The 15,096-nt window shown below is 62.3% G+C and carries 13 protein-coding genes; 12 read left to right on the forward strand and 1 reads right to left on the reverse strand.

Going from position 1 to position 15,096, the window contains the following annotated elements:
- Positions 1 to 7: 7 nt before the first annotated feature.
- The 12 genes from FFH90_RS08535 to FFH90_RS08590 all read left to right on the forward strand — a co-directional run bounded on the left by FFH90_RS08535 (position 8) and on the right by FFH90_RS08590 (position 11,466).
- Positions 8 to 2,242: a DNA internalization-related competence protein ComEC/Rec2 gene (locus FFH90_RS08535; RefSeq protein WP_138866992.1), complete on the forward strand. Its 2,235-nt coding sequence runs from the start codon at positions 8 to 10 to the stop codon at positions 2,240 to 2,242.
- A gap of 97 nt (positions 2,243 to 2,339) precedes the next feature.
- Positions 2,340 to 2,975, forward strand: a complete 636-nt coding sequence (locus FFH90_RS08540; RefSeq protein WP_007941964.1) for a MotA/TolQ/ExbB proton channel family protein — start codon at positions 2,340 to 2,342, stop codon at positions 2,973 to 2,975.
- Positions 2,972 to 3,400 (forward strand): biopolymer transporter ExbD, encoded by a 429-nt coding sequence (locus tag FFH90_RS08545; protein WP_018926235.1) that lies wholly within the window; start codon positions 2,972 to 2,974, stop codon positions 3,398 to 3,400. Before FFH90_RS08540 ends, FFH90_RS08545 begins: the two co-directional genes overlap by 4 nt.
- Complete coding sequence (lpxK, locus tag FFH90_RS08550; protein WP_138866993.1) at positions 3,400 to 4,410, forward strand: tetraacyldisaccharide 4'-kinase; 1,011 nt, start codon at positions 3,400 to 3,402, stop codon at positions 4,408 to 4,410. Before FFH90_RS08545 ends, lpxK begins: the two co-directional genes overlap by 1 nt.
- Before the next feature lie 25 nt (positions 4,411 to 4,435).
- Positions 4,436 to 4,621 (forward strand): Trm112 family protein, encoded by a 186-nt coding sequence (locus FFH90_RS08555; RefSeq protein WP_003179363.1) that lies wholly within the window; start codon positions 4,436 to 4,438, stop codon positions 4,619 to 4,621.
- Positions 4,618 to 5,382: a 3-deoxy-manno-octulosonate cytidylyltransferase gene (gene kdsB / locus FFH90_RS08560; protein WP_018926233.1), complete on the forward strand. Its 765-nt coding sequence runs from the start codon at positions 4,618 to 4,620 to the stop codon at positions 5,380 to 5,382. The genes FFH90_RS08555 and kdsB overlap by 4 nt, the downstream gene beginning before the upstream one ends.
- On the forward strand, positions 5,382 to 5,846 hold the full coding sequence (locus FFH90_RS08565) for a low molecular weight protein-tyrosine-phosphatase (RefSeq protein WP_018926232.1): 465 nt from the start codon (positions 5,382 to 5,384) through the stop codon (positions 5,844 to 5,846). The genes kdsB and FFH90_RS08565 overlap by 1 nt, the downstream gene beginning before the upstream one ends.
- Positions 5,843 to 6,862, forward strand: coding sequence for a UDP-N-acetylmuramate dehydrogenase (gene murB, locus FFH90_RS08570; RefSeq protein WP_018926231.1), 1,020 nt, complete (start codon positions 5,843 to 5,845; stop codon positions 6,860 to 6,862). Before FFH90_RS08565 ends, murB begins: the two co-directional genes overlap by 4 nt.
- A 242-nt stretch (positions 6,863 to 7,104) precedes the next feature.
- The gene (locus FFH90_RS08575) at positions 7,105 to 7,575 is read left to right on the forward strand and encodes a (2Fe-2S)-binding protein (RefSeq protein ID WP_007941956.1); all 471 of its coding nucleotides are present in this window, start codon (positions 7,105 to 7,107) and stop codon (positions 7,573 to 7,575) included.
- On the forward strand, positions 7,572 to 9,893 hold the full coding sequence (locus tag FFH90_RS08580) for a xanthine dehydrogenase family protein molybdopterin-binding subunit (protein ID WP_138866994.1): 2,322 nt from the start codon (positions 7,572 to 7,574) through the stop codon (positions 9,891 to 9,893). Before FFH90_RS08575 ends, FFH90_RS08580 begins: the two co-directional genes overlap by 4 nt.
- A complete protein-coding gene (locus tag FFH90_RS08585) occupies positions 9,893 to 10,876 on the forward strand; it encodes an XdhC family protein (protein WP_138866995.1) in 984 nt (327 codons plus the stop codon). The genes FFH90_RS08580 and FFH90_RS08585 overlap by 1 nt, the downstream gene beginning before the upstream one ends.
- Positions 10,873 to 11,466: a nucleotidyltransferase family protein gene (locus tag FFH90_RS08590; protein WP_138866996.1), complete on the forward strand. Its 594-nt coding sequence runs from the start codon at positions 10,873 to 10,875 to the stop codon at positions 11,464 to 11,466. The genes FFH90_RS08585 and FFH90_RS08590 overlap by 4 nt, the downstream gene beginning before the upstream one ends.
- Before the next feature lie 91 nt (positions 11,467 to 11,557).
- On the opposite strand, the gene rne is transcribed toward FFH90_RS08590, so the two are convergent.
- Positions 11,558 to 14,746 carry a ribonuclease E gene (rne, locus tag FFH90_RS08595; RefSeq protein ID WP_138866997.1) on the reverse strand — a complete coding sequence of 1,063 codons (3,189 nt, stop codon included), beginning with the start codon at positions 14,744 to 14,746 and terminating at the stop codon, positions 11,558 to 11,560.
- Positions 14,747 to 15,096 lie beyond the last annotated feature (350 nt).

The raw sequence follows: 15,096 nt of genomic DNA on the forward strand, positions 1-15,096 counted from the left end.
CGGGCTTATGCGCACAGGGATGATGGCGCTGGCGTTGGGTCTGCTGGCCCTGCGTTTTTTGCCGGCACTGCCGCCGGCAGGGTTGTGGCTGTTGTTGCCGGTAGTGGGTTTGATGTTGCTGCCGTTTCGAACCTTTCCACTGGCATTTTGGTTGTTCGGTTTCAGTTGGGCGTGTGCGAATGCGCAGTGGGCGCTGGATGATCGCCTGGCGCTGAAGCTCGATGGCGAGACTCGCTGGGTCGAAGGCCGGGTTACCGGGTTGCCGCAGCAGGCCGAGGGTGTAGTGCGTTTCGAACTGACAGACAGTCAGTCGCGTCGCACCCAACTGCCCCGGCACCTGCGTCTGGCCTGGTATGGCGGGCCGCCCGTCAACAGTGGCGAGCGGTGGCGGCTGGCAGTCAAATTGAAGCGTCCTGCCGGGCTGCTCAACCCTCATGGTTTTGATTACGACGCCTGGTTGCTGGCCCAACGTATTGGCGCCACTGGGACCGTCAAGGACGGTCAGCGACTGGGGCAAGCGCAGTGGGCCTGGCGCGACGGCATTCGTCAGCGTTTGCAGGCCGTGGATGCGCACGGGCGAACGGGAGCGCTGACGGCGTTGGTGCTGGGGGACGGCGCCGGGCTGAGCCGTGAGGACTGGCAGGTGCTGCAAGACACCGGCACCGTGCATCTGTTGGTGATTTCCGGGCAGCACATTGGTTTGCTGGCGGGGCTGGTGTATCTGCTGATCGCCGGGCTGGCGCGCTATGGCTTATGGCCCAGGCGCTTGCCGTGGCTGCCATGGGCGTGTGGGCTGGCGTTCGCGGCAGCGCTCGGTTATGGGCTGCTGGCCGGTTTCGAGGTGCCGGTGCGTCGGGCCTGCCTGATGATTGGTCTGCTGTTGTTGTGGCGGCTACGGTTTCGTCACCTCGGCGCCTGGTGGCCGCTGTTGCTGGCGCTTGACGGTGTTTTGCTGCTGGACCCGCTGGCAAGCCTGCAACCGGGTTTCTGGTTGTCCTTTGCGGCAGTAGCGGTGCTGATTTTCACCTTTGGCGGGCGATTGGGCCCGTGGCGTTGGTGGCAAACCTGGACCCGTGCCCAATGGCTGATCGCAATCGGTCTGTGCCCGCTGCTGTTGGTACTGGGGTTGCCTATCAGTCTCAGCGGGCCGCTGGCCAATCTTCTGGCGGTGCCCTGGATCAGCCTGCTGGTCTTGCCGCCGGCCTTGCTCGGAACGCTGCTGTTGCCCGTTCCCTATGTGGGCGAGGGGTTACTGTGGTTGGCTGGCGGTCTGATCGACCTTTTGTTCAAGGGGCTGGCGTTGGTGGCCGGGCAATTGCCCGCGTGGGTGCCGGTGGCGGTTCCGTTGTGGGTTTGGGCGTTCGGCGCACTGGGCGCATTTCTGCTGTTACTGCCACCGGGCGTGCCGTTGCGCCCGCTGGGCTGGCCGATGTTGCTGTTGCTGGTTTTTGCGCCCCGGCACACGCTGCCTGAAGGCGTCGCCGAAATCTGGCAGCTGGATGTCGGCCAGGGGTTGGCCATTCTGGTGCGCACCCGCCATCACACGCTGTTGTATGACGCCGGGCCACGGTTCGGTGATATCGACCTGGGTGAGCGGGTGGTGTTGCCAACATTGCGCAAACTGGGGGTGAATGGACTTGATCTGATGCTGATCAGCCATGCCGACGCCGATCACGCCGGCGGTGCGCGAGCGATTGCCAGCGGTGTGCCGGTGACTCGGGTACTGAGTGGCGACCCACTGGCCCTGCCGGACGAGCTACATGCCGAGGGCTGCGAGAGCGGTCAACAGTGGACCTGGGACGACGTGCGGTTCCAGCTCTGGCAGTGGTCGTCGGCCAGCGACAGCAATCAGAAATCCTGCGTGCTGCAGATCGAAGCCAACGGCGAGCGGTTGCTGCTGACCGGCGATATCGATACCGCGGCCGAGCGGGTGCTGCTCGACAGTCCACTGGCGGTGCCGACGGACTGGTTGCAGGCCCCGCACCACGGCAGTCGCAGTTCATCTTCGATGGCGTTGCTCAGCGCTCTGCTGCCTAAAGCGGTGCTGATTTCCCGTGGCAACGGTAATTCTTTCGGTCATCCCCATCCCACAGTCGTGGCGCGTTATCAAAAGCGTGGCATGGCGATCTACGACAGCGCCGAGCAGGGTGCCATTCGTCTACAACTGGGGCGCTTCAAACCACCTTGGACGATGCTTCAGGAACGGCGTTTCTGGCGCGATCCGCCAGCATTGCGCCAGTAGCCCGCGTCATTAAAGCCCGACCGGATGCGACATCGCGGTCTTCGGTGCGCCCACCCCCTATGTTAGAGTGGCGCACTTTTTCGAGGGGACTGTCACTGTGTGGGAATTGGTCAAATCCGGCGGCTGGATGATGCTGCCGATCATTCTGAGTTCCATCGCGGCCATGGCGATCGTCGCCGAGCGTCTCTGGACCCTGCGCGCCAGCCGCGTGACCCCGGAGCACTTGCTCGGGCAGGTCTGGGTCTGGATCAAGGACAAGCAACTCAATAAAGAAAAACTCAAGGAGTTGCGCGCCAACTCTCCGCTGGGCGAGATCCTCGCCGCCGGTCTGGCGAACTCCAAGCATGGTCGCGAGATCATGAAAGAGTGCATCGAAGAGGCCGCCGCGCGGGTGATTCATGAGCTCGAACGTTATATCAACGCCTTGGGCACCATCGCCGCCATGGCTCCGTTGTTGGGGCTGCTGGGTACGGTGCTGGGCATGATCGATATTTTCAGTGCGTTCATGGGCACGGGCATGGGCACCAACGCCGCGGTGCTGGCCGGGGGTATTTCCAAGGCACTGATCACCACCGCCGCGGGCCTGATGGTCGGTATCCCGGCCGTGTTCTTCCACCGCTTCCTGCAACGCCGGATCGATGAGCTGGTGGTGGGCATGGAGCAAGAGGCGATCAAACTGGTCGAGGTTATTCAGGGCGATCGCGACGTGGACCTGGCCGAGGGTAAAGCGTGAAGTTCCGTCGTAAACCACGGGAAACGGTAGACATTAACCTCGCGTCGCTGATCGACGTGGTGTTTATCCTGTTGCTGTTTTTCGTCGTGACCACCACCTTCACCCGTGAAACCCAGTTGCGCGTCGACCTGCCGGAAGCGGTCAGCGGCTCCCCGGCCGAAGACCAGCAGCTCAAGCAACTGGACATCGCCATCAGCGCCGACGGGGCGTATTCGGTCAATAACCAGCTGTTGCCGAAGAACGACCTCACCAGCCTGATGGAAGCGCTACAGAAAGAATCCAATGGCGACACCAATCTGCCGTTGTCCATCAGCGCCGATGGCAAAACCCCCCATCAGTCCGTCATCACCGCGATGGACGCTGCCGGCAAGCTCGGTTTCAGCCACTTGCGCATGACCACTGTCGAGGCGGCGCCGGCGTCCTGATGGCCATGTCCGATCGATTGCTCGCTGCGTGGTACGAAGGTCATCCGGCGTTGAAGCTGTTGCAGCCTCTTGAATGGCTGTATCGACGCGTGGTCAATGGCAAGCGCGAGCGCTTTTTGGCGGGCGAGGGCGAGATCTACCAATCGCCGGTGCCGCTGATCGTGGTCGGCAACATCACGGTGGGCGGCACGGGCAAGACGCCGCTGATTCTGTGGATGATCCAGCACTGCCAGCGCAGCGGTCTGCGGGTCGGTGTGGTCAGCCGTGGTTACGGCGCCAAACCGCCGCAATTGCCGTGGCGGGTCGCGGCGGATCAAGGCGCGGACGTGGCGGGCGATGAGCCGCTGTTGATCGTCCAGCGCACCGGCGTGCCGCTGATGATCGACCCGGACCGCAGCCGTGCGGTCAAAGCCTTGCTGGCGAGTGAGCCGCTGGACCTGATCCTCTCCGACGACGGTATGCAGCATTACCGGCTGGCTCGAAACCTGGAACTGGTGCTGATCGACGCCGCTCGCGGCTTGGGCAACCGCCGTTGTCTGCCCGCCGGACCATTGCGCGAACCGGTCGAGCGCCTGCAAAGCGTCGATGCAGTGCTGTACAACGGCGCTGCCAATGATCGCGAAGACGGTTTTGCCTTTCAGTTGCAACCCACCGAACTGGTCAACCTGCACAGCGGCGAACGGCGGCCTCTGGACCACTTTCCCGCCGGTCAGGCCCTGCACGCCGTGGCCGGGATCGGCAATCCCCGGCGTTTCTTCACGACCCTCGAAACGCTACACTGGCGGCCAGTGCCCCATGCATTTGCCGACCACGCCGAATACAGCGTGCAGGCCTTGAATTTCACACCGTCATTGCCAGTGGTGATGACAGAAAAGGACGCGGTGAAGTGCCGTGCCTTCGCCGCCGCCGATTGGTGGTACCTGGCGGTCGATGCTGCGCCATCGCCGGCCTTCGTGGCCTGGTTCGATACACAGCTGATGCGCCTGTTGCCGGCTCGTCTTTTGCCTTAACTCCGTTTCTATCCAGGGAATGTACATGGACACCAAATTGCTCGACATCCTCGCTTGCCCGGTCTGCAAAGGCCCGCTCAAGCTCAGCGCCGACAAAACCGAGCTGATCAGCAAGGGCGCCGGCCTCGCGTACCCGATTCGCGACGGCATCCCGGTGATGCTCGAAAGCGAAGCGCGCACCCTGACCACCGATGAGCGTCTGGATAAATGACCACAGCCTTTACCGTTGTCATTCCATCGCGTTACGCCTCCACCCGCTTGCCGGGCAAGCCGCTGCTGCTGATCGCCGGCAAGCCGATGATCCAGCACGTCTGGGAACAGGCGAGCAAAAGCAGCGCCCAGCGCGTGGTGGTTGCCACTGACGATGCGCGCATCGTCGAGGCCTGCAAGGGCTTTGGTGCCGAAGTGGTGCTGACTCGCGAAGATCACAACTCCGGCACTGACCGCCTGGCTGAAGTTGCGGCGAAACTGGGCCTGGCCCCGGACGCGATCGTGGTCAATGTTCAGGGCGACGAGCCGTTGATCCCGCCAAGCGTGATCGATCAGGTCGCCGCCAACCTGGCTGCTCACACCGAAGCACGCATGGCCACCCTGGCCGAGCCGATCGAAGACGTCGAAACCCTGTTCAACCCCAATGTGGTCAAAGTGGTCAGCGACCTCAATGGCCTGGCGCTGACCTTCAGTCGTGCCACCTTGCCGTGGGCTCGGGACGCGTTTGCCAAGAGCCGCGAGCAATTGCCGGAAGGCGTGCCATATCGCCGCCACATCGGCATTTATGCTTACCGTGCCGGCTTCCTTCAGGACTTCGTCACCTGGGGCCCGTGCTGGCTGGAAAACACCGAGTCTCTGGAACAGCTGCGTGCCCTCTGGCACGGCGTGCGGATTCACGTCGCCGATGCGCTGATCGCACCGCCCACCGGCGTCGACACCGTTGAAGATCTCGAGCGCGTTCGTCGCCTGCTGGAGGCCTGATGCGGGTTCTGTTCGTCTGCCTGGGCAACATCTGCCGTTCCCCCACGGCTGAGGGCGTATTGCGGCACAAGCTGCGTGAGGCGGGGCTGGCCGATCAAGTCGAAGTGGCTTCTGCCGGCACCGGTGACTGGCACGTCGGCAAGGCCCCGGACAAGCGCAGCCAGGCTGCGGCGAAACTGCGCGGCTACGACCTGTCCGCCCAGCGCGCCCAGCAAGTGACCCGCGCCGATTTCGCCACTTACGACCTGATTCTGGCGATGGACAACAGCAACCTGCGCCACCTCAAGACCATGCAACCGGCCAAGGGCAAGGCCGAGCTGGATTTGTTCCTGCGTCGCTACCAGTCGGAAGTCGATGAAGTGCCGGATCCTTATTACGACGGCGACCAAGGCTTCGAACAGGTACTGGACCTGATCGAGCGCGCCAGCGATCTGCTGGTGATCGAATTGAAGGGACGGCTATGAGTTTGCAGGTTCAACCCCGGGTTTCGCTCAAACCGTACAACAGCTTTGGCGTGGACGTTCAGGCGCGGCTGTTTGCCGAAGCCCATAGCGATGCCGACGTGCGCGAAGCCCTGGCCTACGCGGTGGAACACGAAGTGCCGGTGCTGGTGATCGGTGGTGGCAGCAATTTGTTGCTGACCGCCGATGTGCCGGCACTGGTGTTGCGCATGGCCACACGGGGGATTCGCCTGCTGAGCGATGACGGCAACCAGGTGGTGATCGAAGCCGAGGCGGGCGAGCCGTGGCACCCGTTTGTGCAGCACACCCTGGCGCAAGGGTGGTCGGGGCTGGAAAACCTCAGCCTGATCCCCGGCACCGTCGGCGCGGCACCGATGCAGAACATCGGCGCTTACGGTGTCGAGATAAAGGACGTATTCGCCGGCCTGACAGCCCTCGATCGCCAGACCGGCGAGCTGCGGGACTTCACACTGGCCGAGTGCAACTTTGCCTACCGCGACAGCCTGTTCAAACAGGAGCCGGGGCGCTGGTTGATCCTGCGGGTGCGTTTCACCCTCACGCGCACCGCGCACCTGCACCTGGAATACGGCCCGGTGCGTCAGCGCCTGACCGAGCAGGGTATTGATCACCCGACGCCGACCGATGTCAGCCAGGCCATTTGCAGCATCCGCAGCGAAAAACTACCGGACCCGGCGGTGCTCGGCAATGCCGGCAGCTTCTTCAAGAATCCGTTGGTGCCCGCCGCACTTGTGGCACAACTCAAGGGTGAATACCCGGATCTGGTGGCGTATGCGCAGCCCGATGGGCAAATGAAGCTGGCGGCGGGCTGGCTGATCGAACGCGCCGGCTGGAAAGGCTTTCGCGACGGCGATGCCGGTGTGCATAAATTACAGGCGCTGGTGCTGGTCAACTACGGCAGCGCAACGGGCCTGCAATTGCTGAATCTGGCGCAGCGCATTCAGAACGACATTGCAGAGCGTTTCAAGGTCGACCTGGAAATGGAACCCAACCAGTATTGAGGCTACGCTTCAGGCTGATTAAAAAGCCCTGCACATTTTCAAATGTGCAGGGCTTTTTTGTTAATGCTCAGTTAACTTAGCCAGCTAACGATGCAAGCATTTGCTCCATCAAAGGCCCGGTGCAGACGTCGCGTCTACATATGAGAGCCGATTAGCCTGAGTCGATCTGCGTGTAGTGAACCGCGAACCCCAAGCGGCAGATTGCTCGACCCCATAACCTCTATAACTATGCGGGCGTGCCCATGATTACCCTGAAACTCAATGGTCAAGATCATCAACTCGATGTCACCGAGGACATGCCGCTGCTCTGGGCGATCCGTGACGTGGCTGGCTACAACGGCACCAAATTCGGCTGCGGCATGGGCCTGTGCGGCGCCTGCACCATTCATATCGACGGCGCGCCAGCGCGCAGTTGCATCACACCGATCGGCTCGGTGGTCGGCCAGAACGTCAGCACCATCGACAACCTGCACGCCGACCCGGTGGGCAAAGTCGTCCAGCAAGCCTGGCTCGACAGCGCCGTGGCTCAGTGCGGTTATTGCCAGGGTGGACAGATCATGTCGGCCACCGCGCTGCTGAAAACCAACCCGAACCCCAGCGACGAGCAGATTGAAGAGGCGATGGTCGGCAATATTTGCCGTTGCGGCACCTACAACCGGATCAAGACCGCCATCCGCCAGGCATCCACTCACCTGAAGGAGGCCAAGGCATGAGCCAGCTACCGAATGATTTTGCGCTGAGTAATCTCAGCCGCCGCGGTTTCCTCAAGGGCGTGGGCGCCACCAGTGCGCTGGTGCTGGCCGCCAGTTGGGGCTGGCAGGATGCATTAGCCGCCGAAAAAGAGCAGAAATTCGGTGCCGACGGCATGCCCAACGGCTGGATCGATGACCCGAAGGTTTACATCAGCATTGCCGCCGATGGCAGCGTGACGGTGATTTGCAACCGTTCGGAAATGGGCCAGGGCGTGCGCACCAGTCTGTCCATGGTGGTGGCCGATGAACTGGAAGCCGACTGGGCACAGGTCAAAGTGCAACAGGCGCCGGGCGATGAAGTACGTTTCGGCAATCAGGACACCGACGGCTCGCGCAGCATGCGTCATTGGTACGAGCCGATGCGCCGTTGCGGTGCTGCCGCGCGGACCATGCTTGAGCAAGCTGCTGCCGCGCAATGGAAAGTGCCGGTCAGCGAGTGCCATGCGCAACTGCACAAGGTCATCCATAAATCGACTGGCCGTGAATTGGGCTACGGCGCGTTGGCCGCAGCAGCCAGTGCGCTTACGGTGCCGGCTCGCGACAGCCTGCGGCTCAAGCAGCCGTCGGAGTTTCGCTACATCGGCAAGGAAGGCACCAAGGCCATCGACGGTGCGGACATCGTCAACGGTCGCGCGGTCTACGGCGCCGATGTGCATTTCGACGGCATGCTTTTCGCCACCATCGCCCGTCCGGCGGTCTACGGCGGCAAAGTCAAATCCTTCGATGCCAGCGCTGCGATGAAAGTCCCTGGGGTGATCAAGGTTCTGCAAATCGAAAGTCGTCCACTGCCGTCCGAGTTCCAGCCTTTGGGTGGTGTGGCCGTGGTGGCCAGCAACACCTGGGCGGCGATCAAGGGCCGCGAAGCGCTGAAGATCGAGTGGGATGACGGCCCCAACGCCAGTTACGACTCGATCGCCTACCGCAAGGAACTCGAAGCCGCGTCGCTCAAGCCCGGCAAAGTAGTGCGCAACACCGGCAACATCGACCAGGCCATGAGCGCTGCCGACAGCACTCTCGAAGCTTCCTACTATCTGCCGCACCTGGCGCAATCGCCGATGGAGCCGATGGTCGCCATCGCCCGTTTCAAGGACGGTGTGTGTGAGGCCTGGGCGCCAAGCCAGGCGCCGCAAGTCACCCGCGAGCGGATTGGCGAGCGCCTGGGCATTCCGTTCGATAACGTCACGTTCAACGTTACCCTGCTCGGCGGCGGTTTCGGTCGTAAGTCCAAGCCGGACTTCGTGATTGAAGCGGCGATCCTGGCCAAGGAATTCCCGGGCAAAGCGGTGCGGGTGCAGTGGACCCGTGAAGACGACATCCACCACTCGTATTTCCACACCGTGTCTGCCGAGTATCTGAAGGCCAGTCTGAACAAGGACGGCCTGCCTTCCGGCTGGCTGCACCGCACGGTGGCGCCAAGCATCACCGCGCTGTTCGCGCCGGGGATGAACCATGAAGCGGCTTTCGAGCTGGGCATGGGTTTTACCAACATGGCTTATGCGATCCCCAACGTGCGCCTGGAAAACCCTGAAGCAGCGGTCCACACGCGGGTTGGCTGGTATCGCTCTGTGTCGAACATCCCTCATGGCTTTGCGATTCAGAGCTTTGTCGATGAACTGGCGCATAAGGCCGGCCAGGACCCGCTCAAATACCAGATCAAGCTGCTTGGCCCGGAGCGTCAGATCGATCCGCGTACCTTGAGTGAAGAGTGGAACTACGGCGAATCCCCCGAGCGTTATCCGATCGATACCGCGCGGATGCGCACCGTGCTGGAAACCGCCGCTAAAGCCGCCGGATGGGGGCGTAAGCTACCCAAGGGCCGTGGCTTGGGCCTGGCGGTGCATTACAGCTTTGTCACTTATGTGGCAGCCGTGATCGAAGTCGAAGTCAAAGACGATGGCACACTGATCGTGCACAAAGCCGACATCGCCGTGGATTGCGGCCCGCAGATCAACCCCGAGCGAATTCGCTCGCAGTTCGAAGGCGCCTGCGTCATGGGCCTGGGCAACGCGGTGCTGGGGGAAATCAGCTTCAAGGACGGCAAGGTCCAGCAGGACAACTTCCACATGTACGAAGTGGCGCGCATGTCCCTGGCACCGAAGGAAGTCGCCGTGCACCTGGTCACGCCACCGGGCAATGTACCGTTGGGCGGGGTCGGTGAGCCGGGCGTGCCGCCGATTGCGCCAGCGCTGTGCAACGCGATCTTCGCGGCCACGGGAAAACGCATCCGTAACTTGCCGGTTCGCTATCAGCTGCAAGGCTGGCAGAAGGCTGACGCCTGATGGACAGCGTCGATCTGAACGTCCTGCGCAGCGTGCTGGAATGGCGCCTGGCCGGTCAGCGGGTAATGTTGTATAGCGTGGTCCAGACCTGGGGCACCGCGCCCCGGGCACCTGGCGCCATGCTCGCCTTGCGTGGCGATGGCGTAGTGATTGGCTCGGTGTCCGGTGGCTGTGTCGAGGATGACCTGATTGCCCGGCTGCACGATGGCCGTATCCCGGCCGATGGGCCTCCGGTGCAGTTGATTACTTATGGCGTCACTCGTGAGGAGGCCGCGCGGTTTGGTTTGCCCTGCGGCGGCACGTTGCGCCTGACCGAGGAGCGCGTCGGCGATCCGGCGTGGGTCGCCCAGTTGCTGGCGCGCTGCGAGGCGCATGAAATTGTTGCGCGCTCGCTGGATATTGCGACCGGTGAAGTGGTTCTGCAGCCGGCGAACAAGCACGATGTGCTGAGTTTTGATGGCAACACACTGCGCGCCATTTACGGCCCGCGTTGGCGATTGTTGTTGATCGGCGCGGGGCAGCTATCGCGGTATGTCGCCGAGATGGCACGGCTGCTGGATTTCGAAGTGCTGATCTGCGATCCGCGCACCGAGTTCGTCTACGGCTGGGAAGAACAACACGGTCGCTTCGTTCCGGGCATGCCCGACGAAGCAGTGCTGACCATCCAGACCGACGAACGCACCGCCATCGTCGCGCTCACCCACGATCCGCGCCTGGATGACATGGCGCTGCTCACGGCCCTGGATTCCAGGGCATTTTATGTCGGTGCGCTGGGTTCGCGAGTCAACAGTCAGAAGCGCCGGGACAACCTGGCTCAGCTAGGCTTGTCCCAACAGGCCATCGAACGCTTGCACGGCCCGATCGGCTTGCACATCGGCAGCCATACTCCGGCGGAAATCGCCTTGTCGCTGCTGGCCGAGATTGTGGCGATCAAGAACGGCATCGAGCTCAAGCAGAAGAGGCCGTTGCAGGAGGGCGTATGAGTGACTCCATTGGCGTTATCGTTCTAGCCGCCGGGCAGGGCAGCCGGTTTCGACAGGTAGCGGGTGACGATAAGGACAAGTTGCTGGTGGACTGCACCGCCCGTGATGGCATCACCGTGCACTCAATGATCGAGCAGGTGCTGGTGAATCTGCCAGCCACACTCGAGAAGCGTGTGCTGGTCACCACCGCGGACCGCCCGCAAGTGATTCGCATGGCGCAGGCTTATGGTTGCGAGATTGTGCGAATCGAGACGACCGGCCTGGGCGACAGCATTGCGGCGGGTGTGGCGGCCTGTTCGCACCACGGTGGCTGGCTGATCATGCTGGGGGATATGCCGTTTATCCTGCCGTCGAGCATTGAGCAGGTCGTCGCGGCCATTGCGGATGACACCATCAGCGTGCCGGTGCATGAAGGGCAATATGGGCATCCGGTGGGGTTCGGGCGAAGCTTCGGTCCGGGATTGATGGCGCTGACCGGCGATCAGGGCGCCAAGTCACTGTTTGCGCAGGCGAGGGTGGTCGAGGTGGCGGTGGAGGATCCGGGTGTGTTGTGGGATGTGGACATACCAGAGAGGTTGGTCTTCGCCTGATGCACCGCCATCGCGGTTTTCCTGCGAAGCAACCGACATAAAAAAGCCCCGCATGGGATCACCAGGCGGGGCTTTTTAGTGGCCGATGGAATCAGGCGAGGGGTTTAGGCTCGTGCTCTTTTTCCAGGGCTTGCTCGTGTTGCTCTACCGCTTCTTGAACGGAGCGCGGTGCTTCGTCGATCACGGATTCAACCGGCTCGGCAGACACTTCAGCGGCCGGGGCAGGGGCTGCCTCGCCGACTTCAGCAACAACCGGTGCTGGCTCGGCAGCGGCCGGAGCAGCAGCGGCAGCCAGTTCGGCTTCCTTCTGCAGACGCTCGGCTTCACGCTTGCGACGACGTACTTCACGTGGGTCGTTCGGCGCACGGCCACTTGGGGTCAGAGCGCTGACAGGAGCGGCTTCGACCACGGGTGCAGCTTCGGCAACCACCGGTGCTTCAAGCAGCGGAGCAGACTCGGCAGCTGCAACCACTGGCTCGGAGACCTTGGCTTCAGCAACCGGAGCTTCAGCGACTGGCGCTGGAGCTTCGACTGCCACAGGTGGCTCGGCAACCCAATTGAACGCGGTTTGCTCTTCACGAACTTCGCGAACTTCACGTACCTGTTCAGCCACTGGTGCTTCAACGACAGGTTCTGCAGCAACCACTGGTTCGGCGGCAGCTTCAACTTCAGGCTGTGCTTCACGAACCGGGGCCACTTCGATTTCCGGAGCGGCGATGACTTCCACCGGCGTGCTCGCTTCAACCACTGGCGCTTCAACCGGAGCGGTTTCCAGAGTGGCAGCAGTAGCGCGTTCGGCTTGCTCGTTGGCTTGTGCTTCAGCAGGTGCGCTGATCACGGTGCTGGCAACGGCTGCGGTAACAGCCAGGCCGGCGGCCAGATCGGCAGCGCTTGGCGCTTCGGCGTTCTCAGTGGATTCGGACTCTTCCGAACCTTCGATCACGTTGCCGTTGGCATCGCGCTGACGCTCACGACGGTTGCTGCGACGACGCTGGCCACGGGAGCGGCGGCGTGGACGATCGCCTTCGGCGACTTCCTGACCATCTTCCTGCAGTTGCTCTTCGTTGGTTGGCAGCTCTTCTTCGGCAGCGGCAGCAGCGGCTTGCTCGGTGCGTGGTTGACGTTCTTCACGCGGTGGGCGTGGAGCGCGCTCTTCGCGTGGCTGACGGGCAGGACGCTCTTCAGCGGTGGCAGCGGCGGCCGGAGCGGCATCCAGAGGCTCGCGCAGTTCACGAACCGGACGTTCTTCACGATCGCCACGTGGCTTGCGATCTTCACGCGGTGCGCGCGGTGCACGTTCTTCACGAGGGGCGCGTGGTGCGCGCTCTTCGCGGGCTACTACTGGCGTTTCTTCGCGGGCTTCGCGTGGTTGACGCTCTTCGCGTGGCTCACGTGGTGCGCGCTCTTCACGCGGTGCACGTTCCTCACGAGGCTTGCGCTCTTCATCGCGGCGACCGTTACGGTTGCGGCTCTGCTGACGACCGTTGCGACGCTCTTCGTTGCGGGCAGGGCGCTCGGTAGTCGCTGGTTTTTCAACCACGACCGGCGCAACTGGCTCTTCCTTGGTCGCGAACAGGCTGATCAGCGACTTCACCAGGCCCTTGAACAGGCTTGGCTCAGGCGCGGCAACCGGCGCAGCTACTGGGGCGGCGACGACTTCGGTCGGCACCGGAGCATTGGCGCGAGCCGGTGCAGTCTTGACTGCGGCTTCCTGGCGAACCAGGGTGCGGGTCGCGGCGGCTGGCTGGACTTCTTCGACTTCCGCAGCGGCAGCAGCGATCTCGTAGCTGGACTGGTTGATGCTGGCTTCCGGGCTGTCATCACGCAGACGCTGAACTTCGAAGTGCGGCGTTTCGAGGTGATCGTTCGGCAGAATGACGATGCGGGCGCGGGTGCGCAGTTCGATCTTGGTGATCGAGTTGCGTTTTTCGTTGAGCAGGAACGCTGCCACCGGGATCGGCACTTGTGCGCGAACTTCGGCGGTGCGGTCTTTCAGGGCTTCTTCTTCGATCAGGCGCAGGATCGCCAGCGACAGCGATTCAACGTCACGGATGATGCCGGTGCCGTTGCAACGCGGGCAAACGATGCCGCTGCTTTCGCCCAGCGATGGACGCAGGCGCTGACGGGACATTTCCAGCAGGCCGAAGCGCGAGATGCGACCGACTTGCACGCGGGCGCGGTCGGCTTCCAGGCATTCGCGGACTTTCTCTTCCACGGCGCGCTGGTTCTTGGCAGGGGTCATGTCGATGAAGTCGATGACGATCAGACCGCCGATGTCGCGCAAGCGCAACTGACGGGCGATTTCTTCGGCGGCTTCAAGGTTGGTCTGCAGAGCGGTTTCTTCGATGTCGCTGCCTTTGGTGGCGCGCGCCGAGTTGATGTCGATGGACACCAGGGCTTCGGTCGGATCGATGACGATGGAGCCGCCGGAAGGCAGTTCGACGACGCGCTGGAAGGCGGTTTCGATCTGGCTTTCGATCTGGAAGCGGTTGAACAGCGGAACGCTGTCTTCGTACAGCTTGATCTTGCTGGCGTACTGCGGCATCACCTGGCGAATGAAGGTCAGGGCTTCGTCCTGGGCTTCAACGCTGTCGATCAGCACTTCGCCGATGTCCTGGCGCAGGTAATCGCGGATGGCGCGGATGATCACGTTGCTTTCCTGGTAGATCAGGAACGGCGCGGCGCGGTCCAGCGAGGCTTCTTTGATGGCGGTCCAGAGTTGCAGCAGGTAGTCGAGGTCCCACTGCATTTCTTCGCTGCTGCGGCCAAGGCCGGCGGTGCGAACGATCAGACCCATGTCGGCCGGTGCAACCAGGCCGTTGAGGGCTTCACGCAGTTCGTTGCGCTCTTCACCTTCGATGCGACGTGAGATACCGCCGGCACGCGGGTTGTTCGGCATCAGAACCAGGTAACGACCGGCCAGGCTGATGAAGGTGGTCAGGGCGGCGCCCTTGTTGCCACGTTCTTCTTTTTCGACTTGAACGATGACTTCCTGGCCTTCGCTCAGGACGTCCTTGATGTTGACGCGGCCTTCGGGAGTTTTCTTGAAGTATTCGCGGGAGATTTCTTTGAGGGGCAGGAAGCCGTGGCGCTCAGAGCCGAAATCGACAAAGGCAGCCTCAAGGCTTGGTTCGATGCGAGTAATCCGGCCTTTATAGATGTTGGCCTTCTTCTGCTCGCGTGCACCGGATTCGATGTCCAGGTCGTAGAGGCGTTGGCCATCTACCAGTGCAACACGCAACTCTTCAGGTTGAGTCGCGTTAATCAGCATTCTTTTCATGTAGTACCGTCGGTTTCCGGGCTGCCGGAAACGGCGTTCGGCACACACGACTTCTCACGGTCGGTGTCAGGTGCGTCGGGAGCGGTTGGCCATTCCCGTGTCCAGCGATGTCCGACCAATTGGGCCGGTATCGCGACGTACGCGTCCTGCTTGCTGTGGCTACTTAAGCACTCAGTCAGGAGGAGGAATCAACCGGCGGCTGTGGACGAGATGAAGCGTCTTGATAAAGCCTATTGCTACACAGTCCAGCGGTTGTGCATCTCCACCCTACACGTATCCCTGATAATTCGGGTGCTGCCGCGCGCAGAATCCGCAGCGGGTTGGCATTTACCGTGAGCTCCGAAAGGGGA

The organism is Pseudomonas sp. ATCC 43928 (assembly GCF_005938665.2).
Taxonomy (GTDB): Bacteria; Pseudomonadota; Gammaproteobacteria; order Pseudomonadales; family Pseudomonadaceae; genus Aquipseudomonas.